Origin of the sequence: Nonomuraea typhae, from assembly GCF_009760925.1 — a bacterium.
GTDB lineage: Bacteria > Actinomycetota > Actinomycetes > Streptosporangiales > Streptosporangiaceae > Nonomuraea > Nonomuraea typhae.
Window position 1 is genome coordinate 110,075 of record NZ_VRLV01000024.1, and the last position, 18,952, is coordinate 129,026.

19 protein-coding genes are annotated in these 18,952 nt (G+C 70.4%); 8 read left to right on the top strand and 11 right to left on the bottom strand.

Annotated elements, in window-relative coordinates:
- Nucleotides 1-11: 11 nt before the first annotated feature.
- Nucleotides 12-593, top strand: coding sequence for an ankyrin repeat domain-containing protein (locus tag FVE25_RS51560; protein WP_246268794.1), 582 nt, complete (start codon nt 12-14; stop codon nt 591-593).
- Here FVE25_RS51560 and FVE25_RS51565 read toward each other — a convergent pair.
- Nucleotides 590-1,549, bottom strand: coding sequence for an asparaginase (locus tag FVE25_RS51565; RefSeq protein WP_343046195.1), 960 nt, complete (start codon nt 1,547-1,549; stop codon nt 590-592). The genes FVE25_RS51560 and FVE25_RS51565 overlap by 4 nt on opposite strands.
- Between FVE25_RS51565 and dtd the strand changes: the two genes are divergently transcribed.
- The gene (gene dtd, locus FVE25_RS51570; RefSeq protein WP_157254748.1) at nt 1,548-1,973 is read left to right on the top strand and encodes a D-aminoacyl-tRNA deacylase; all 426 of its coding nucleotides are present in this window, start codon (nt 1,548-1,550) and stop codon (nt 1,971-1,973) included. The genes FVE25_RS51565 and dtd overlap by 2 nt on opposite strands.
- Before the next feature lie 192 nt (nt 1,974-2,165).
- Here the strand turns inward: dtd and ygfZ are convergent, their stop codons facing one another.
- From ygfZ to FVE25_RS51590, 4 genes are all read right to left on the bottom strand, one after another.
- Nucleotides 2,166-3,101, bottom strand: a complete 936-nt coding sequence (ygfZ, locus tag FVE25_RS51575; protein ID WP_157254749.1) for a CAF17-like 4Fe-4S cluster assembly/insertion protein YgfZ — start codon at nt 3,099-3,101, stop codon at nt 2,166-2,168.
- A gap of 23 nt (nt 3,102-3,124) precedes the next feature.
- Complete coding sequence (locus FVE25_RS51580; RefSeq protein WP_157254750.1) at nt 3,125-3,538, bottom strand: Fur family transcriptional regulator; 414 nt, start codon at nt 3,536-3,538, stop codon at nt 3,125-3,127.
- Between the two features lie 308 nt (nt 3,539-3,846).
- On the bottom strand, nt 3,847-4,143 hold the full coding sequence (locus FVE25_RS51585; RefSeq protein ID WP_157254751.1) for a DUF2470 domain-containing protein: 297 nt from the start codon (nt 4,141-4,143) through the stop codon (nt 3,847-3,849).
- Between the two features lie 6 nt (nt 4,144-4,149).
- Nucleotides 4,150-4,638 (bottom strand): heme-binding beta-barrel domain-containing protein, encoded by a 489-nt coding sequence (locus FVE25_RS51590; RefSeq protein ID WP_157254752.1) that lies wholly within the window; start codon nt 4,636-4,638, stop codon nt 4,150-4,152.
- A gap of 68 nt (nt 4,639-4,706) precedes the next feature.
- On the opposite strand from FVE25_RS51590, the gene FVE25_RS51595 reads away from it, so the two are divergent.
- Nucleotides 4,707-5,069 carry a DsrE family protein gene (locus FVE25_RS51595; RefSeq protein WP_157254753.1) on the top strand — a complete coding sequence of 121 codons (363 nt, stop codon included), beginning with the start codon at nt 4,707-4,709 and terminating at the stop codon, nt 5,067-5,069.
- On the opposite strand, the gene FVE25_RS51600 is transcribed toward FVE25_RS51595, so the two are convergent.
- Nucleotides 5,063-5,992 carry an NADP-dependent oxidoreductase gene (locus FVE25_RS51600; RefSeq protein WP_157254754.1) on the bottom strand — a complete coding sequence of 310 codons (930 nt, stop codon included), beginning with the start codon at nt 5,990-5,992 and terminating at the stop codon, nt 5,063-5,065. The two genes, FVE25_RS51595 and FVE25_RS51600, sit on opposite strands and share 7 nt — an antisense overlap.
- 50 nt (nt 5,993-6,042) lie before the next feature.
- Here FVE25_RS51600 and FVE25_RS51605 point away from each other — a divergent pair, with 50 nt between their 5' ends.
- Nucleotides 6,043-6,669 (top strand): TetR/AcrR family transcriptional regulator, encoded by a 627-nt coding sequence (locus FVE25_RS51605; RefSeq protein WP_181019986.1) that lies wholly within the window; start codon nt 6,043-6,045, stop codon nt 6,667-6,669.
- Nucleotides 6,670-6,753: 84 nt separating this feature from the next.
- A complete protein-coding gene (locus FVE25_RS51610; protein ID WP_157254756.1) occupies nt 6,754-7,458 on the top strand; it encodes a cytidylate kinase family protein in 705 nt (234 codons plus the stop codon).
- Between the two features lie 855 nt (nt 7,459-8,313).
- Here the strand turns inward: FVE25_RS51610 and FVE25_RS51615 are convergent.
- The 4 genes from FVE25_RS51615 to FVE25_RS51630 all read right to left on the bottom strand — a co-directional run bounded on the left by FVE25_RS51615 (nt 8,314) and on the right by FVE25_RS51630 (nt 15,312).
- Nucleotides 8,314-9,027 carry a type 1 glutamine amidotransferase gene (locus tag FVE25_RS51615; protein WP_157254757.1) on the bottom strand — a complete coding sequence of 238 codons (714 nt, stop codon included), beginning with the start codon at nt 9,025-9,027 and terminating at the stop codon, nt 8,314-8,316.
- A complete protein-coding gene (locus FVE25_RS51620; RefSeq protein ID WP_157254758.1) occupies nt 9,017-10,321 on the bottom strand; it encodes a MurT ligase domain-containing protein in 1,305 nt (434 codons plus the stop codon). The genes FVE25_RS51615 and FVE25_RS51620 overlap by 11 nt, the downstream gene beginning before the upstream one ends.
- A 41-nt stretch (nt 10,322-10,362) precedes the next feature.
- A complete protein-coding gene (locus FVE25_RS51625) occupies nt 10,363-13,293 on the bottom strand; it encodes an ATP-binding protein (protein ID WP_157254759.1) in 2,931 nt (976 codons plus the stop codon).
- Nucleotides 13,294-13,377: 84 nt separating this feature from the next.
- Nucleotides 13,378-15,312, bottom strand: a complete 1,935-nt coding sequence (locus FVE25_RS51630; RefSeq protein ID WP_157254760.1) for a hypothetical protein — start codon at nt 15,310-15,312, stop codon at nt 13,378-13,380.
- Nucleotides 15,313-15,546: 234 nt separating this feature from the next.
- Between FVE25_RS51630 and FVE25_RS51635 the strand changes: the two genes are divergently transcribed.
- From FVE25_RS51635 to FVE25_RS51645, 3 genes are read left to right on the top strand one after another with little or no spacing between them, the layout of a single operon-like run.
- A complete protein-coding gene (locus tag FVE25_RS51635) occupies nt 15,547-16,143 on the top strand; it encodes a hypothetical protein (RefSeq protein ID WP_157254761.1) in 597 nt (198 codons plus the stop codon).
- Entirely contained in the window at nt 16,140-16,784 is a 645-nt protein-coding gene (locus FVE25_RS51640; RefSeq protein ID WP_157254762.1) for a hypothetical protein, read from the top strand. Before FVE25_RS51635 ends, FVE25_RS51640 begins: the two co-directional genes overlap by 4 nt.
- A 3-nt stretch (nt 16,785-16,787) precedes the next feature.
- A complete protein-coding gene (locus FVE25_RS51645) occupies nt 16,788-17,654 on the top strand; it encodes a hypothetical protein (protein WP_157254763.1) in 867 nt (288 codons plus the stop codon).
- Here the strand turns inward: FVE25_RS51645 and FVE25_RS51650 are convergent.
- Nucleotides 17,644-18,903 carry a hypothetical protein gene (locus FVE25_RS51650; RefSeq protein WP_157254764.1) on the bottom strand — a complete coding sequence of 420 codons (1,260 nt, stop codon included), beginning with the start codon at nt 18,901-18,903 and terminating at the stop codon, nt 17,644-17,646. The genes FVE25_RS51645 and FVE25_RS51650 overlap by 11 nt on opposite strands.
- Nucleotides 18,904-18,952 lie beyond the last annotated feature (49 nt).

Consider the following 18,952-nt stretch of genomic DNA (forward strand, 5'->3'; position numbering starts at 1 on the left):
AAGGATCAGACGTGCTCGACGACGAACTGCTCACCGCCGCCGCAGCCGGCGACGCCGCCGCCGTCCGTGAGGCGGTCACCGAGGGGGCCGACCTGGAGGCCCGCGACGGCCGGCAGCGTACTCCCCTGCTGCTGGCCGCGGCCGAGGACCACGTGGAGGTGGCGCAGATCCTGGTGGCGGCCGGCGCCGACCCTGACGCCCTGGACGCCCAGCACGACACCCCGTGGCTGGTGACCGGCGTGACCGGAAGCGTGGCGATGTTGCGGGTGCTCCTTCCGGCGAAGCCGGACCTGACGATCCGCAACCGGTACGGCGGCGTCTCGCTGATCCCGGCGTGCGAGCGGGGCCACGTCGACTACGTGCGCGAGGTGCTGAAGACCGGCATCGACGTCAACCACGTCAACGACCTGGGCTGGACCGGCCTGCTGGAGGCCGTGATCCTGGGCGACGGCTCGGCGAAGTACCAGGAGATCGTCCGCCTGCTGCTAGCCGCCGGCGCCGACCGGGACCTGGCCGACCGCGAGGGCGTGACCGCGCTGCAGCACGCGGTCAAGCAGGGCCAGCGAGAGATCGCCGCCCTCCTGCGCGGCTAGCGCAGCCGGATCTCGCCCACGGGGCGGCCGCCGCCGGACAAGACGCCCTTGGCCAACGGCTCCAGATCCGGGCTGGTCAGGCCGAGGTTGCGCAGGGCGGCGACGGTGACGGGGGTGCGGGCGCGGGCGGAGCCGTCCTCGATCTTGACGGTCCCCGCGCGGCCGTCCTCGAAGACGAACGCGTCGAACGCCTCGGCCCCGGACTTGAGCATCAGGCCGGGCAGCGCCCGCATGAGCCGTGCCTCGGGCCGGTCGGTGCCGGAGGTCCACTCGGGGTGGGCGCGCATGGCGTCGAAGATGTGGCGCTCATGGCTGCCGGGGGCGGCGAGGGGCAGGGCGCGGAACGCCTTGGTGACGCCGAGCATGGAGACGAAGAACAGCGGGGCGCCGCAGCCGTCCACGCCGGAGGCGGCCACCCGTTCGCCGGTCAGCTCCTCGACGGTGGCGCGGATGGCACGCTGCAGCGGATGCACCGGCTCCAGGTAGGTGTCCAGGGGCCAGTCGTTGAGCACGCACGTGGCGAGCATGGCCGCGTGCTTGCCGGAGCAGTTCATGGTGACGCGCGACTTCTCGCCGACCGTGCGGTCCTCCGGGTAGTCCTCGGGGCAGCGCAGGGCCGACTCGTCCAGTCCGGCACCGGCCAGGATCTTGCGCACCCCGTCCACGTGGTACGGCTCGCCCGCGTGCGAGGCGCAGGCCAGCGCGAGCAGTTCGCCCTCCAGCCGGAGTCCCTGGCGCAGCATGCCCAGCGCCTGCAGCGGCTTCATCGACGAGCGCGGCGAGGCGGGCACGTGCACGGCCCCGTGCACGTCCACCGGAGTCCCGGCGGCGTCCAGGGTCAGAACCCGGGCCAGGTGCGTGGACTCCACAAACCCAGACCGGACAACTTCCACCACAAGCGACATTCCCGCCCCCTTTCCCCAGGAGTCTACGGATCGGCGAGAATGACTTCTCATGCGGGCGGTAGTGCAACGAGTCAGCACGGCCTCGGTGGTCGTGGACGGTCAGACGATCGGCGCGATCGACGAGCCCGGGCTCATGGTCCTGGTCGGCGTCACCCACACGGACACGGCGGCCGAGGCCAGAAAGCTGGCCGCCAAACTGTGGGGGCTGCGCGTCCTGGACGGGGAGAAGTCCTGCTCGGACATCGGCGCCCCGCTCCTGGTGATCAGCCAGTTCACGCTCTACGGCGACACCAGGAAGGGCCGCCGCCCCACCTGGCAGGCCGCCGCCCCCGGACCCGTCGCCGAGCCCCTGGTGGACGCCGTGGTCGCCGAACTGCGCGCCCTCGGCGCCCGCGTCGAGACCGGGAGCTTCGGGGCCGACATGAAGGTGTCGCTGGTCAACGACGGACCCATCACGCTGGTCATCGACGTCTAGCCCCGACGTCGGCCGTATCGGCGGGGACCACGTCCGACGTGAGAAGCGACCCCCACGATCGGCGCAAACCCACGTCGGCGGGTGGCGTGAGGGTGGCTCCGCCGTACGAGAGTCAGCGGATACGGCGCCGCAGGGCCAGATCGAGACAGAAGCCACCGGATACGGCGCCGCAGGGCCAGGTCGAGACAGAAGTCAGCGGATGCGGCGGCGCAGGGCCGGGTCGATCGAGACGTTGCGGCCCGCGTCCGGCGGGACGATGACCTCCTGCGTGGCCGCCACGCCGCCCGCCAGCAGCGGCGCGTCCACCGGCACCGCGCGCTTCACCAGCGCCAGCGCGATCGGCCCCAGCTCGTGGTGGCGTGCGGCCGAGCCGACGAAGCCCACCTCCTGCCCGTCGAGCACCACCGGCGCCCCGTGCGGCGGCAGCGTGTCCACGCTCCCGTCCAGGTGCAGGAAGACCAGCCGCCGCGGCGGATGTCCCAGGTTGTGCACGCGGGCGACCGTCTCCTGGCCTCGGTAGCAGCCCTTGGTCAGGTGTACGGCGGCGCCGATCCAGCCCACTTCGTGGGGGATGGTCTTGTGGTCGGTGTCGAGGCCGAGGCGGGGCCGGTAGTCCTCGATCCGCAGCGCCTCGTACGCCCACAGCCCGGCCATCCTGCCCAGGTCCGCGGTCAGTTCGGCGCGCGGGATGTAGCGGTCGCCGTCGGCCGTGGAGATCAGCGCCAGCTCGTCGGCGCGGGAGACCTCGACGCGCAGCATGAAGCGCATCTTGTCGAGGTAGTCGATGAGCGCCTGCGCGGCGCCGGGTTCGACGTGCGCCAGCACGGCCTCGCCGTCGTCCACGAGCGTGAGGTGGTGCTCGACGCGGCCCTGCAGGTCGAGGATGAGGGTCTGGGTCCACTCGCCGGGCTGCAGGGTGTCGAGCTTGTTCGAGCTCAGGTCGTTGAGCCATTTCAGCCGGTCTGTCCCGGAGATGCGGACGATCTCGCGATTGCTGCGGTCGACGACCGCCTCACCCTTGACGAGCGCGCGCTGCTCGGCGAACAGATCGCCGTAGTGCGCCGCCACGTCGGCGTCGGGGGCTTCGGCCGCGACCGCGCCGGGGAGATCGAGCAGAGGGCTACGCATACCCTCCAGGGTATCCGCCCGCCTCAGCGGCAGGTGCGGCACAGTCCGAACACCGTGAGGTGATGGACGTCGGCCACGAACCCCAGCTGGTCGTCCAGCCCCTTGACCAGCCCTTCGGCCATCTCCGGCCCCACCTCGCTCACCTCGCCGCACCCCCGGCAGACCAGGTGCACGTGATCGGCCTCGGCCGCCAGGTGGTAGGTCGGCGCCCCGTGCCCGAGATGCGTGTGGGTCACCATGCCCAGCTCTTCGAGGAGTTCGAGCGTGCGGTACACGGTGGAGATGTTCACCCCGCGTGCGGTCTGGCGGACCTTGACGCAGATCTCCTCCGGAGTGGCGTGCTCCAGCTCCTTGACCGCTTCCAGGACGAGCTGGCGCTGCGGGGTCACCCGGTAGCCCTTGGCGCGGAGTTCTTCGTGCCACTGCGTCTCCGTCATGCCCTGAGAATAATCGCTTGCCCGGGTTCGGGGGCCTCACATAACGTCGTCAGCACGCGGAAAGGAGGTGGTCCAAACAATGGTGATTCATAGTTGGGCTAGCGAGGTGGTTGTCCGCTGACGATGCGGACTCCATGTCTCGCGCCGTTCGGCGAAAACGAGGCAACCACCGGGGCCCCGAGGCCGCTGGAGGGCGGGAGGTCCATCCCGACCCATGGCCCATCCAGCCCGTCTGCTCGAGCAGGCGGAGTCCGCCCGGGGCCCTTTGCCTTTCCTCAGTGCTTCCTCATCGCTTCTTCAGCGCTTCTTCAGTGCTCCTCGCGCCAGGCGATGCCCAGTTTGTCGCACGACTGGCGATACAGCGTCACCACCGCCTTGCGCACCTGCGGACGCTCGGTCAGCGTCTCGCCCCACGGCACGCTGACCTCTTCGCCGCCGTCGATGGTGAACACGATCGCCTCCGCGGTGACGTCGCTCGTGACCGCCTGAGTGGCCTCGGGCCGCCCGCCCATCCCCCGCACGATGATCAGTGAGTCGTCGGCGTGGTCGTCGTTCATGTGCCGCTTGATGGCTTCGACGGCATCAGCGGAAAAAGGGGTGCTCATATCCGCTCAAGCTACCTTCTTCAGCTCCGCGGACATATGGGAAGTCAGCGGATGCCCCGTGGCCGCCATGTCGTAGGCCCACATGAGGTTGCCGTTGACCAGGCCGTAGAGCCGATGCCCCGCGGTGTACTCCTTGGCCGACTCCGTCCTGGCCACCATGTCGGTCCGCAGCTCGATCTTGTGGAAGACCACCTCGCCGACGTAGATCTCCACGATCCCCGTCGGATGCGCCAGCACCACCTCGAGCTGCCGCTCCGGCCGCGCCCGCCAGTAGCCGGACTCGGTCGCCAGCGGCCGCACCCGGTTGCCCTCCTCGTCCAGCAGCCAGGTCCGGCTCACGTACTCGAGGAACGGCTTGCCGTTGTGGCCGAACTCGACCTCCTGGCCGAAGTTGAAGCTCTCGATCGAGGGATATCCGCCCACCCCGGCACCTTCCCACCTGCCCAGGAGGAAGGAGATGTGCTCAAGATCAGGGTGCACCTCAGGTGTCTCCATGCCGCCCAACATTACTCTCCGCCGCCTTGCCGCCTGATCCCCTGCGGGGGAGGCGTAGGCTGACCCGCATGGCACGATCACTGGTCATCAAGGTGACCGCAGGGGCCGACGCCCCGGAGCGGTGCAACCAGGCGTTCACCGTCGCCGCCGCCGCCCTGGCCAGCGGTGTACCCGTCTCGCTGTGGCTGACCGGCGAAGCCTCCTGGTTCGCGCTCCCCGGCCGGGCCAAGGAGTTCAACCTCCCCCACGCCGCCCCGCTGACCGACCTCCTGGAGGCCGTCCTGGCCGGGGGCCGGGTCACGGTCTGCACCCAGTGCGCCGCCAGACGCGACATCACGGTCGACGACCTGATCGACGGCGTCCGCATCGCCGGGGCCCCGGCCTTCGTCGAAGAAGCCGTCACCGAGGGCGCCCAGGCCCTGGTCTACTGACCAAAAACGATCTTTCCCCGGGCGTGACCGGTCTCGCTCAACCGGTGCGCCGCGGCCGCGTTGTCGAGCGTGAAGACGGCCGCGACCGGCACGGTGAAGCGGCCCTGCTGGGCGAGGGCGGCGGCCGCGGCGAGTCCTTCGACCGCCGGCGGGTCCGCTCCGGGGCCCGCCGAGCTTGACAGGTGGACTCCGTACTCCGCGGCGTTCAGGTCGGCGATGCTCACCACCCGGGCCGGGTCCGCGGTGAGCTTCACCAGATCGGGTAGCGAGCCGGATCCGGCGCAGTCGAGGACGACGTCGACGCCGTCCGGAGCCAGGGCACCGACCCGCTCGCCCAATCCCGGGCCGTAGGTGGTCGGTGTCGCCCCCAGCCCCTCGATGAACGCGTGGTTGCGCACGCCGGCCGTACCGATGACACGCGCGCCGCGGGCCGCCGCGAGCTGGATGGCGACCGTGCCGACCCCACCAGCCGCGCCCTCGATCAGCAGGGTCGTACCGGCGCCGACCTTCAGAAGGTCGAGGGTGCGCGTGGCGGTCTCGACGTTCCCGGCCGCACCGCCGGCCTGCTCCCAGCTCAGCGCCTCCGGCTTCGGCGCCCAGGCTGCCAGGACGGCGTACTCGGCGTTCGCGCCGCCGAGCGCCGCGAGATCGACGCTGCCGAAGACCGCGTCACCCGGACGGACGCCGGTGACGCCGGGGCCGACCTCGTCGACCACGCCTGCCGCATCCATGCCGAGCACGTGGGGCAGGCGCAGCGGCATCGTGTCCCGGAACCGGCCCGAGCGCAGGTAGCAGTCGGCGGGCGTGAGGCCGGAGGCCCGTACGGCCACGCGGATGTGACCCGGTCCCGCGTGCGGTTCGGGCAGGTCGGCAACCTCAAGCACGCCGGCGGGGCCGTACTCGGCGAATGTCAGTGCTCTCATGGCCTCGGACGCTACCGGAACACCCCGTCCGTTTAGCTAAAGTGAGAGCGGTGACGAACCGATTGCCTCACTCCCTGCGCTCCGACGCCCGGGACAACCGTGAGCGCATCCTGGCGGCGGCCCGCACGGCATTCGCCGAGCAGGGGCTGGACGTGGCGATGCGCGAGATCGCGCGGCGGGCCGAGGTCGGCCCCGCGACCCTCTACCGGCACTTTCCGACCAAGGAGGCGCCGGTCACCGACGTCTTCACCGAGCAGATGACGGTCTGCGTCACCATCGTCGAGGAAGGGCTGGCCGACCCGGACCCATGGCGCGGCTTCTGCCAGATGATCGAACGGATGTGCGCACAGCAGGCACGGGATCAGGGCTTCACCGCGGCGTTCGTCTCCGCCTTCCCGCGCGCCACCGACTTCGCCGCCGGCCGGGAGCGGACATTGGGCAAGATCGCCGAACTCGCCCGCCGGGCCAAGGCGGAGGGCGGACTACGCCCGGACTTCGTCCTGGACGACCTGATCATGGTACTCATGGCCAACGGCGGCATCCGCACCACCTCACCGGCCGCCGCGGTGGCCGCCTCGAGGCGCTTCGCCGCGCTGCTGATCCAGGGCCTGCGCGCCGAACCGCCCGTCCTGCCCCTGCCTCCGGCGGTCCGGCTACCGCTGACGACCGTGATCTAGGAACCTTCTGGTTCGGGTGATGGATGACAGGTGGCTGGAGCCGGGCGGGGTTCGGCTGGTGGCATCACCGTGAAAGAGGCGGCAATGGACCAAGGCACCCGTGGCGAGCTCATCACTCGGCTGGCCGAGGCGATCAGGTCCGTCACGACCCCGCACCCGCTGAGGGTCGCCGTCGACGGGCCGCCCGCCGCCGGCAAGACCACGCTGGCCGACGAACTCGCCGTCGTCCTGCGCGCGCAGGATCGCCACGTCATCCGCGCGAGCATCGACGACTTCCTCTTCCCTCGCGCTCGGCGCTACCGACGCGGCCAGTACTCGGCCGAAGGCTGCTACTTCGACGCCCATGACCGCGCCGCGCTGTGCCGGGTTCTGCTCGATCCGCTGGGTCCGGGTGGAGACCGGAGGTTCCAGCACTCGGTCTACGACCGAGACGCCGATGCCCCGTCGTCGCCGCCGTTCACCACAGCCGCCGCAGATGCCGTACTGCTCTTCGACGGCGTCTTCCTCCTGCGCCCGGAGCTCATCGGCCGGTGGGAGCTGCGCGTCTTCGTGTCCGTCCCCTTGGAGCGGACGGTCGATCGCGCCCGGGATCGGAGCATCGCGCTGGCCGGGGACACCACTGACCCCGCCGAAATCGAACGGTCCTGGCGCAACCGCTACATTCCCGCCCAACAGCTCTACTTCGCCACAGCCCGCCCGGCCGACCACGCCGACGTCATCGTGTACAACGATCAGCTCCAACGGCCGGCCTGGGAGGTCCGACGGCATCCATCGGTACGCGGGGGTTGACCTTCTGTGCGGCCTCCGCCGTTCTCCGTCAGGCGCGACCAGACATTGCCGTAGCGGTTTGGAGCGACGACGCCGGGCGCGGATCTGCGTGGTTCTCGTCCTATCGCCCTGAACCATCGCGCCATCCCCGAGAAGTCCGACCAGGCGACCGGCCGATCAGCCATGACCGAGACCTCCCCACGCAGCGCAACGCCGCATCGTCTGCCTGGGAACTCATGATCCACAGGTCTTGACTGTTACGGTCCCAGGGGCGGCCACCCCGGCTACAGCAGAAAGCCCGCACCGTTGGCCGGCGCGGGCTCATCACATCCCAGGAGTATCCGGGTTCAGGCTGTGGCAGCCCGTCTCGTAAACCGCAACGGCGGCAGCTCTTCTCCTGGCTCGTCGTCAGGCATCCACAATCCGCCGGCGCTCTCATCGAGTTCCTCGTCCTTGACCGCGTCGCCGATGTGGAGGACTTGCGCGATTTGGAGGTTGGGGTCGTCGGTTGAGGGTGCGTTCATGGCAGTGTTCCGTCCGTGTTGAGATGCGCTGGGTAGTGGTGCTTTCGCTTGATCCACTTGAAGCCTTCGTGCCGCGTAATCGCCGCGATCTCGATCGGACCTCTAATACCTCCGTGTAGTCGTCAACAAGGTTGACCGCTGTATGAAGCGGCACTTGGTAGGCAGCTTGGCTGTGGTCCGGGCCCCCGATGTGGTTGACCGCAGGCGCAAGCCCCGGCGCCGCAGGCGCCTGGGTGGTGAGGGCGCCCGAGCGGAGCGAGGACCATGGTTTCGGGGTGGGGTCCAACTGGCTGACCACCCAGCTGGGTGACGGGTGGGCCTAGACAAGGCGCCCGAGCGGAGCGAGGACCTTTTAGCCTGGCAGCACAGCCGCCAGCCGTTCGTTGCGCAGGGCTTCGTACCACCGGTCGTCCAGTGGCGCCAGTTCCCCCACCGACCAGCTCAGCAGCAGGTCGGCCAGGGCGGGGTTGCGGGCCAGGGCCGGCCCGTGGAGGTAGGTGCCGACGACGTGCCCGGCGTAGCAGCCTTCGAAGCCGTTTCCGTTGCCCACCCCTGTGACCACCTGGGACAGGGGCTTGACGCCGGGCCCCAGGTGCGTGATGCCCATGTGGTTTTCGAAGCCGGTCAGCGTGGGCAGGTTGAGGGCGGTGTCGACTTCGGCCACCAGTTCGCCGACCGCGCGGGCGGGGCCTCTGCTGCTGGAGATGTCCAGGAGGCCGATGCCGTCCACCGGCTGGCCTTCTTCGCCGCCGAACGTGCTGCCCATGATCTGGTACCCGGCGCACACCGCGAGCATGGAGGCACCCCGGGCGATGGCCCGGTGCAGGCCGCCGTCGCGGCGCAGGCGTTCTGCGGCGAGGATCTGGGGCCGGTCTTCGCCGCCGCCGATGAGGTAGATGTCGCCTGTTTCGGGCACGGGGTCGGCCGAGCGCACGTGGACGATCTCGGCGTTGATGCCCCGGCGGCGGGCGCGTTGTTCCAGGACCAGCGCGTTGCCCTGGTCTCCGTAGGTGCTCAGCAGGTCGGGGTAGATCCAGACGATGCGCAGGGTGCTGTCAGACGGCACGGCCGAACTCCGATCGGATCTGCTGGAAGGCGGTGTAGTTGGCGATGACGTCGACCCTGCCGGGTGGCTGCATGCCCAGTGCCTCGGCGAACGTGTCGGTCAGCGTGAACGGCACGTTGGCCACGTCCAGGCGCAGGGCGAGGTCGAGGCGGCGTTCTCCGGTGACGAAGACGGGGCGGCCGCGCAGGATGCGGTAGTCGACGTCCCACAGCCAGGAGGTGTCGCGGCCGTCGGGGCCCTGGGCGTTGACGGACAGGATGATCGGCAGTGAGCGGTCGGCCACGTCGAACGCCTCCAGCCAGCCGGCCGGGTTCTTGGCCAGGAGCAGGCGGGCGTGGCGGCCGTCGCGTTCGACGGTGGTGTAGCGGCCGGCGACCGAGGTGACTTCGCGCAGTCTGGGCAGCGCCCGCTCGACCGGGAGGCCGAACGCCTCCGAGACGGCCAGCGCCATGGCGGCGTTGGAGCGGTTGGCGGTGCCGGGCAGTTGGATGTCGAGGACCCAGCGCTGGCCGCGCGGGTCGATGACGGCGTCGCCGTCCAGGATCCACTGGGGTTCTGGGCGGTGGAAGGTGCACTCGCGGCAGGCCCAGTGCCGGGCTGTGTCTATGGTCGCAACCGCTTCGTGGCTCGTTGGCATCGCACGCCCGCTCTCTCCCCACGAGCTCCTTTGCTCGCCGCGCTCGAGGGGGCCGCCGCACTCGGGGCAGGACCAGCTGTCGTCCTTCCAGCGCTGGCCGCCGGAGACCCAGGTGACCTTCGCGGCGGTGGAGGCGCCCCAGGTGACGAGCGGGTCGTCGCAGTTGGCGATGACGTGGGTGGGTTTGCCGGACAGGGCGCGGCGCCACTTCTGGGCCAGCAGCCAGATCTCGGCGGCACGGTCCATCTGGTCGCGGCTGAGGTTCATCAGGCAGACGACGCCGGCGCCGGTGGTGTCGAGCACCTCGGGCAGGTACTTCTCGTCGACCTCCAGCACGCCGTACGGGGCGTGCTTGTGCTGGGACAGCGCCGAGACGTGGCCGGCGGGCATGTTGGCGCCGAAGGCGTTGGTGGCCACCTCGCCCATCTCCAGCAGCGCGGAGGTGATCAGCCGGGTGGTGGTGGTCTTGCCGTTGGTGGCGCTGATGAGGGCCAGCCTGCGGTCACGGGCCAGCTGGCGCAGGAGGTCGGGCTCGAGCATGAGGCCGACGCGGCCGCCGATCACCGAACCGTCGCCGCGCCCGGTCATCCTGGACAGGGTGGCGGCGCTGCGCCCCAGGGCACTCGCGAGCTGAGCCCGCAGGGGAAGCTGGGTCATGGTTATGGATCCTAGTCAAGGGGTCCCGTAGACCACGACAACTAGCCGGACTCGGCAGAGGCGAAGCTGATCTGCGGCGCTCCCTCCTCGTCGAACGGCAGCACGAACCGCCGGGGCCACGACAGGACGCTCTCCAGCCACCCGGCCCCCATGGTCTGCCCGACGTGCCGCAGCCGGGCGCCGCTCTCGATCCCGATGGCCACGGTCAGGATGTCCCGCTGCATGGCCTCGTTCTCGTCGTCGCCGAGGATGACCCGCCAGGCCAGTGCCCGGTTGTGGTCGATCTCCATGGACAGCGGGTGGTGCCGGAGCGCGCGTGCCCGGTGCCCGAGCAGTTCGGCCCGCACCAGCTCGGCCGGCCCGCCGGCCCCGAACAGCGCGTACTCCAGCGGCGGCGCGGGCGCCCGCAGGTCGGGCGCCGGATGCCCGTACGGGAACAGCCTGTCCACCTCGTGCAGCCACCGGACCTGCGGAATCACCCACGACGGCCCGGGCCGCTCGCCCCCGCCCTCGGCCGCGTCGAGCAGCTTGGCGGCGGTCTCGGCGGCCTTCTCCACCAGCAGCGCCGGATCGAACCAGCTCCGCAGCGCCCAGGCCCGCCGGCTGACCGCGCGTTCCACGAGGGTGGCCAGCAGGCACTCCCGCCGCCGCGCGGGCACGTCGGCCCAGGTCGCGGCGAGCGCCCGCGGCACCCCGGGCAGCGGCCGGTTGCTGACGAAGGCCAGCACGACCGTGTCGCACCAGATCCGCAGCCACGCCCATTCGGGCCCGCCCGCCAGCACGTCGGCCTCGCGCAGCTCGACGAGCGTGCACGCCTGGCCGGTACGGCAGGCCGCCCCGCAGGCCGCCGAGCGCCGCCCGCGGATGGGCGGCGGCGGACCGGTCATCGTCTTCTCGCGCGCCTCCCCCAGCGGCACCCGGATCCGCAACGGCCGGTCCATCCCGTCGGCGAAGACGGCGGCGGCCCCGGGCTGGAGTGAGACGACCTGGCGGGACTGCTCGTCGCTGAGGTTCATGGCGGCCCCGACGAGCTGCCGGTCGTCCTCGGCGGGCAGCCGGTGGACGACTTTGAGGGCGGTGTTCTTGATCACGTCGGAGACGAGTTTGGTCGGGATCTGCTCGGCCACGACGATGCCTTCGCCGTACGCGCGGATCTCGGCGAGCATGCCGGCCAGGAGTTCGACGGCGTGGGTGGAGGCGCGTCCGGCGCCGCGGTCGCGCAGCAGCCGGTGCGCTTCCTCGATCACAATCACATGCCGGAGATTTCCGGACTTCTGGCTGCGGGCGCGCATCCGCAGATGCTCCACGATCCTGATGATCAGCGTGCCCATGAGGAACGCCTTGTCCTCGTCGTTGGCCACGTCCTCGATGGCCAGGACGACGTTGCGCTCCAGCAGGCCGCCGATGTCGGCCGGATGCCCGCCCTCGAAGAACCGCCCCGCCGAGCCCACCCGCAGCGACCGCAGCCGCAGCGAGATGAAGCCCTCGACGTCGGCCTGCACCTCGCGCCCGTAGCCGATCTCCTGGATGACGTCTATGGCATGCTGCTGCAGTTGTTCGAGCGTGGGCACGCTGGGCGGCACCTTGGAGCCGGGCACGGCGCCGCCGGTGACGACGTCCCAGCCGGTCGCCTCGTATACGCGCTGCAGCGCCAGCGACATGATCTGCGGGAACGGCTCCTCGGCGTCGAAGGCGGCCATGAACAACGCCCGCACCATGTCGATGTGCGCCTGCACCGGATACCCGGGCTCGGGCTCCAGCGGGTTCACGCTGAACGGCACGCTGTCGGGCGCCGACGGGTTGATCACGGTCACCGGGGCGTCGACGCGCCCGGCCATCGCCGGGTACTCCGACTTGGCCGGTTCGATGGCCAGCCACGGGATGTGTGCCCGGCTGAGTTGTTCCAGCAGGTGGCGGACGGTCTGCGACTTGCCCGAGCCGGTGGCGCCGGTGACGAAGGCGTGCCGGTTGAGCGTGGCCAGCGGTACCCGGAAGGCGCCCACGCTCCGGTCCTGCCCGTCGAGGATCTCGCCGAGGTCGAGTTCGCCCGCGGCTTCGGAGGTGACGTCGAAGAACCCGGCTTCCAGAACCCGGAGCCCGGGAACCTCGCGGCGCGGCAGTCCGGCCAGCGCCGCCAGGGCGCCCGCCGTGGCCGCGAACGGCGCCGCCGCCCCGTCGCCCGGGTCCTGCATGCTCACGTTCAGCGCCTCGGGCAGCGCGTAGACGGCGCCCGCCGCGCTGCGCAGCCGGTAGGGATGGTGGCCGATCTCCACCGAGCCGACGAGCACGGGCGCGATCTGCCGGAGTTCCTCGGCCGTGGCGGCGCCGGCCAGCACGCGGGCGTTCCACAGTCCGGCCTCGCGGAAGGCGTCCAGCTCCTGCATGCGGCGTTCGGCCCGTTCGGCGTCGAAGCGGGAGCGCTCGGAGGCGTCGCCGTACTGCCTGAGGACGTTCAGTTGTGTGCGCAGGTGCGCGACCTCGGCGTCGAGCAGGTCGGTCGGCTCGGCCACGAGCAGCCAGGCGAACGGCCGCGACATGAGCGTGACCAGCGTCGACTCGAACAACGTGGGCCGCTTCAGCTCGTCCGGGTCGAACTCGCGGCGCGCGTGCAGCGGCGGCGCCTGCCGTCCCGGGCACGGCGTCCACACCAGGTCGGCCAGGTCGGCCAGGCACTCGTCGCCCAGCCGCAGCCCGCGGGCGCCGCCGGGGAACAGCAGCGGCTGCGGCCCCATCAGCCCCTCGGGGTCGGGCGCGCGGCGCGGCTGGCGCGGCGGCGACAGCGGCCCGGCGTTGGTGATCAGCTCCAGCGGCGCCCCTGAGCCGCGGGAGAGCCAGCCGATGACGAACGGCCGGCGGTGCTGTGCCGCGGAGAGAACGGCGGGCAGGATCGTGACGAAGTCCCACTCCGCCGATGAACTTCGCGAGGGTGCGGCAATCGACTGGATTCTGTACCAGGGTCCGCTTAGCTGCATCTCATCCCCCCACAGATGGTTCTTAGTAAAGTCCGCCGCCTTTCCGTCCACGTCCGTGGCATTGACGATGTCCTTACCTGTTGCTTACCGGTCCTTGCGCCAGTCCAGACGGGGCGGGGGCGGCCCCAGGTTGGGGGGTGGCTCGTCGTCTGCCTCGTGATTGCCGTTCTGGGCGAGTACGGCGTCGCGGACGTCCTCGAGCTCGCCAAGCGTGGTCTTGGGGAAGGTCAGTATCGCCGGGTTGGCGTCGGCCAGCCGTACTCTGCGGCCTTCTGCGGTGGCGTCGGTGACGATCACCGACGTCGTGGGGAGCTGCTGCAACTGGTGGGGCTCGACGAGGAACTCGCGCGAGCGCTGTAAGACCCGCTCGGTTTCGCCGATCTTGGTGGCGGTCCTGCCCCACTCGGTCGACTCCGTGATGTCCTCCACGAGGTCGGTACGGCTGTCGCCGCGCTCGCCCGAGGACTCCTCCACCTGCGAGATCGTCGAGGTGTAGCCCCCGTCCAGCCCGGGGACGGAGGCGCTGATCGTCTCGGTGAGCTGGGCCAGCTCCAGCCGGTGCTCGGTGCCGACGTGCTCGCTGGCCACCCGCGCGTCCTCGGCGTTGCCCAGCCGCATGAACGCCACCGCCGCGTGCCCGCGCCCCAGCCGCTCCCGCACGGTGCTGGTCAGGGACCGGTAGGTGAGCACGAGCCCCGTCCTGGACGTCTCGCAGGCGTCCATGAGCCGGTCGAGCACGTCGCCGCGCAGCTTGTCCGCCCCCGCCACGATGATCGTGTGGTACCAGGGCCGGTCGGAGGCCGGTGACTGGCGCAGGATGTGCGTCAGCGCCGTGGCCACGTAGGTGCCGAGCACCCGGTTGCCGAACACGCCCGCCTGGCGGTCCATGCTCACGACGCGCAGCCGCGCGGGCGGCAGCCGTACCGCCTGGGTGCCGAGCGTTTCGAGCTTGCGCAGCTGTGACTCCAGCGCCCAGGCCCGCTCGATCACCACGCGGTCGCTGACCCCGCGCCCGAACAGCGTCCCGATCCGCTCCAGTTGGGTCGCGGTGATCAGCCCGAACCGCAGGTCGTCCCGCGGGTCGCCCACCTGCGCCAGCGCCCGCAGCGCCGCGGTGACCTGGCTGATGGTCGCGTTCTCGCCGAGCACCTCGAGCACCCGCTCCAGGATCGCGTTGTCGAAGCTGAGGTCGCGCGTGCTGCGATGCTCCTCGCTGACGCTGACGACGTGGGCCAGCACGTCCGCGAACGCCTCCGGCTTGAGCGTGGCCCCGAGGTCGAGCCGGGGCAGGTCGACGGGCAGCACCCAGACCAGCGGATCGTCGCCGCCGCGCCGGGCCAGCTCGATCAGGTCCTTGGCGATGGCCCCCTCGGACAGGTCGAGCACGGTCAGATGCCCGCCGGAATACAGCCGCGTGGCCCCCAGCAACGTGATCAGCGCCGACCACCCGGGCAGCGTCCCGCCGGCCACGTCGATCCGGTCGATCTCATCGGGTACGGCTACCGCGTACCAGTTGACCTGCCGGTCATGGCGGTCCTTGACCTCCTGCCACTCGCGGTAGCGCTGGGCGTGCTCCTCCTGCGCCTTGAACAGCTCCCGGTCCCGCTCCTGCCGGACCCGGTCGAACCGGGCCTGCTGCTCCAGAACCCGGTACCGGACGGCCCGGTCGCCCTGCAGCAGCGCGTAGCTGCAGATCCCGGCCACCCCGCCGGCCGCGACGAACGCGATGAGCGCGAACGACCAGTCCAGATATCCGAGTACGGCCAGCACCAGGATGAGCAGGGTGAGGAAGACCATGAACATCCGGAACAGCCGGACCGGCCGGTTGAGCAGGTCTTCCTGAAGTTTCTCCCGCTTCAGCAGCTCGGTGTCGATCGGTTCCCCGCCCTCGTCCGGATCGTCGATGGGCGAGGGGCGCTTGGGCGGCGGGCCGGGGTCGGGGTGCAGCAGGACGTATTGCCAGCCCAGGTAGATGCGGTCCGCCTGGAGCTGCGCATGCTCGGGATGCACGTCCGCCACGTGACCCTCCGGCCGCGATATGTCCTTGTTCCACGGCGACCTGTTTCGTCGGCCGCTCGTGACAGCGTAAGAGCTAGAACCCCTATTCGGGCAGGGTTCCCGTCAAATCCATCGGGGGGATGGGAGCATAGGGGCAGATGGGACAACCGCGACCTATTACCATCCATACCCATGACGGAAGCCACCGGCGCATCAAGCACCCCCAAACGCCCGGTAGTGGTACCCGCAATCGGCTTGGTCCTCCTGACGGCCTTCGGCATCACCGCTCTGCTCGGCGGGCTCAACACCGCGCCGGACAAAGAGCCGCCGAAGATCGCCGCCGGTCAGAAGATCGACCAGGGAAGGTTCGAGACCGAGTTCGTGGAGGCCAAGGTCACCGTCCAGAAGGCCGCAGACGAGTTCGCCCAGGACCGCCGCTACCTCGACCTCCTGTTCAAGGTCACCAACAAGGACAGCGAGACCACGCTGACCGGATCGCCGCCCAACTCCAAGGGCTCGGGCAGCGGGTTCGCCGCGACGCTGGCCAAGATGACCCCCGAGATCAAGTCCGATTGGGGCGGGCTCGCCTTCGTCCCGTCAGGGGACGCCCAGAGCTCACAGTTGCATCCCGGGATCGCCGTCCCGGTGACCGTCCGCTACGAACTGGACAAGGCGGCACAGGCGCCGGCCGAGGTGAGCCTGAGCCTGTCGAAGCTGGAGAAGGTCGAGAACCCGCTCTCGGGACAGACGACGTGGTTGCCGGTCACGGATGAGGACCCCATCGCCGGGACACGAACCGTGGAGGTCATCGCCACGATCACGGCCCCGGTGAAGCAGGAGCCCACCTCATGACCGCCACCGACCAGCGCTCGGTCGCGCCCCGCAGGAGCCGCCAGAGCACGCGCCGGCGCGCGGGCGGCTCGAAGGTCATCGGCGCCATCGCCGGTCTGGCTCTCGCCGCGGCGGCGGTGGGGCTGCAGACGTTCGGGCTGAGCGCCGACGACATGGCCATGCCCCTGACGACCGTGGGCGCCAAGGGCGAGGAAGTCTCCGCGCAGCGCTTCTCCGTGCGCGTGGACGGCGTGAAGTCCGCCAAGACCATCAAGTCCGGCGACAAGACCGCCGTCACCGACGGCCTCTTCCTGGTCATCGAGGTCGCGGCGACCGTACCGGCCGAGCCGATCCACCTGAACCCGCCGATTCTCCTCACCGAGGACGGCCGGCGCTTCGACGCCACGGACAAGGTCGACAAGGCCAAGACGCTGGCCAATCCGTGGATCCAGCCGGGCTGGTGGAGTTCCGGGGCGTTCGTGTTCGAGGTGCCCGCGGCGGTCCTGGCCGGCGCCAAGGCCACGTTCATCGCGCCGACCAGCGCCTTTTACGGTGAACCTCTGCTGCCGGAGGCGGAGATCGACCTCGGCATCGACGAGGCGGCGGCCAAGCAGCTCGCCGCCGCACCCCAGGACGTGTACACGTTGGGCGAGAAGAAGTAGACGATGAGCACGAACGACTCAGAGCGCGACTGGTTCTCGCCGCCCGCCGGCCAGCCGGCGGCCCAGCCTCCCCGGCCCGCGCAGCCTCCCCAGGCGCCGCTTCAGCGCCCGCAGCGCCCGCAGCCGGCCGCCCGCCCGCGCCCGGTGATCCACCCCGATCAGCAGGTGTGGCCGCCCGCGCCGGCCGAGCCGGTCGGCAGCTCGACCCAGCCCATTCCGGCCATCCCGAGCGCCGGACCACTTCCCCCGCGGCCTCCGCAGCCGCCGTGGACGCCGCCCGAGGAGACTGCGCAGGAGACGCCTCCCGCCAAGCCACGGCGGCTCCTCGTCGGCGTGGGCGCGGTCGTCGCCCTCGTGGTGGCCCTCGGCGCTCCGACCGTCGACCGCTACCTGTTCTTCAAGTCCGGCCGGCCCAGCGAGACCGTGCATCTGGTGCAGCCCGGCCAGACGCTCACCTACGAGCACGTGTCCTGGAAGTCCGCCATCGAGCCGACGACGGCGCCTCCGGGCAGCAGGCACAACACGCCGGAGAAGCAGTGGCTGAAGATCACGGTCACGCGATCGGCCGCCGACGGCACCGGCGCCGTGCTCACCGGCAAGCCGGAGCTCACGCTGAAGGACACCCGGGGACGCACCTGGAAGGCCGAGATCTACGAAGACGACACGCCCACCGAGAAGCACGAGGTCGGCAAGGCGTACGACTACCGGGCGCTCGCGGTGGTGCCCACGGCGGTCGGCAAGGAGGTCCAGCTCAACCTCAAGCCGAACATCACCTATCGCGCGGACACCCCGACCGCCGACCTGATGAAGATCACCCCCGAGCTGACGGAGAAGTCCCGCCGCAACGACGTGATCATCTTCAGGCGGTGATGTCCTCGCCACGCGCCCTGGCCCTGGTCGCCGCGATGTCGAAGGCGGCGGCCAGCAGGCAGAAGGTGAGCACGGTCAGCAGCAGGTCCTTCAGGAAGCTGACCGGCCAGCTGTAGACCAGCCACATGTACGGCTCTGCGGAGCCGATCAGCGTCTTCACGGCGCGGTCCAGGTAGTCGGCGCCCACGTGAAGCCCCACGTAGATGAGGCACATCAGGCCGAACAGCGTGGCGCCGCCCTTGACCGTGACGCGGAAGGCGTTCACGATCGGGATCCAGCGTTCCTGGAAGCCCCCGATGACCCGGTTGACCGAGCGCTGGGTGACGTCATGGGAGCCTTCCAGCCGGCTCACTCCCGTTTCCAGCCGCGTTCCCCGCAGTGCCCGCCGGGTGTCGTCCACCGTGCCGCCGAACACCAGGACGGCGATGGCCAGCCAGGTGAGCGGCAGGACCAGCGCGTCCACGACGAAGGGCCAGACCTCTCCCACCCAGTTCCAGAAGGCTTCCCAGCCGGGGATGCTCTCCTTGGCCCGGGTGACCACGTCCTCCGCCTCCGTGACCACGACCCGGTGCTGCGCCCAGTCGGCGCGGAGGCCGCTGAAGGTGAAGACCGCGTTCAGGCCGCAGAACATGAAGGCGAACTCGGCGAAGGCGGTCGCCATGCCGGCCGCTTTTCCGGCGCCGCGCTCGACCTGCCGCTCGAACAGCATCCGCAGCCCCAGCGCCACCGCCATGGCGGCCAGGGACACCCGCCAGTCGAGACCGGTCAGCCCTTTCAGGTACGTGGTCTCCTCGTTGCCGCCGGTGGCGACGTTGTTGAAGATGACGCTGTAGAAGTTGTCGTCCAGGTTGTGCAGCCCGTCCATCGCCTGGAAGTCGCCGGCGTCGTCGAGGTACAACTCCCACGCCAGATAGATCACCGCGAACGCGGGCGCGACTCGGTTCATCGACGACCAGAACGACTCGTCCTCGACGTTGTCGGCCCGTCGCGCCGCGGTCTCCCACATGGCGGTGCGCAGCGCGAGCAGCATCCCGGTGATCATGGTCATCGAGACCATGACGATCACCGTCATGAGGGTGACGGTCGCCACGAGCCGCACCTGGCGGTAGTCGCCGTGGGAGATCTCGGTGGCGATGTAGAGAAGCGCCCACCGAGCGGTCTCTCCGGCGGAGAACCAGAGAACCAGCGGCAGGGCGCACTTGCCCGCGAGACGGAGGGTGTGGAGGGGCAGCGAGTACGGCGACGGCACTCGCTGAGCCGGCGTTGGCCCAGGTGGAGGGGGTGCCACTACTCCAGAC

What these genes read in the sequence shown, in the direction of transcription:
- dtd (WP_157254748.1), top strand. Translation starts at nt 1,548, where the DNA reads ATGCGGGCGGTAGTGCAACGAGTCAGCACGGCCTCGGTGGTCGTGGAC.
- FVE25_RS51565 (WP_343046195.1), bottom strand. Translation starts at nt 1,549, where the DNA reads ATGAGAAGTCATTCTCGCCGATCCGTAGACTCCTGGGGAAAGGGGGCG.
- ygfZ (WP_157254749.1), bottom strand. Translation starts at nt 3,101, where the DNA reads ATGCGTAGCCCTCTGCTCGATCTCCCCGGCGCGGTCGCGGCCGAAGCC.
- FVE25_RS51580 (WP_157254750.1), bottom strand. Translation starts at nt 3,538, where the DNA reads ATGACGGAGACGCAGTGGCACGAAGAACTCCGCGCCAAGGGCTACCGG.
- FVE25_RS51585 (WP_157254751.1), bottom strand. Translation starts at nt 4,143, where the DNA reads ATGAGCACCCCTTTTTCCGCTGATGCCGTCGAAGCCATCAAGCGGCAC.
- FVE25_RS51590 (WP_157254752.1), bottom strand. Translation starts at nt 4,638, where the DNA reads ATGGAGACACCTGAGGTGCACCCTGATCTTGAGCACATCTCCTTCCTC.
- FVE25_RS51595 (WP_157254753.1), top strand. Translation starts at nt 4,707, where the DNA reads ATGGCACGATCACTGGTCATCAAGGTGACCGCAGGGGCCGACGCCCCG.
- FVE25_RS51600 (WP_157254754.1), bottom strand. Translation starts at nt 5,992, where the DNA reads ATGAGAGCACTGACATTCGCCGAGTACGGCCCCGCCGGCGTGCTTGAG.
- FVE25_RS51610 (WP_157254756.1), top strand. Translation starts at nt 6,754, where the DNA reads ATGGACCAAGGCACCCGTGGCGAGCTCATCACTCGGCTGGCCGAGGCG.
- FVE25_RS51620 (WP_157254758.1), bottom strand. Translation starts at nt 10,321, where the DNA reads ATGACCCAGCTTCCCCTGCGGGCTCAGCTCGCGAGTGCCCTGGGGCGC.
- FVE25_RS51625 (WP_157254759.1), bottom strand. Translation starts at nt 13,293, where the DNA reads ATGCAGCTAAGCGGACCCTGGTACAGAATCCAGTCGATTGCCGCACCC.
- FVE25_RS51640 (WP_157254762.1), top strand. Translation starts at nt 16,140, where the DNA reads ATGACCGCCACCGACCAGCGCTCGGTCGCGCCCCGCAGGAGCCGCCAG.
- FVE25_RS51645 (WP_157254763.1), top strand. Translation starts at nt 16,788, where the DNA reads ATGAGCACGAACGACTCAGAGCGCGACTGGTTCTCGCCGCCCGCCGGC.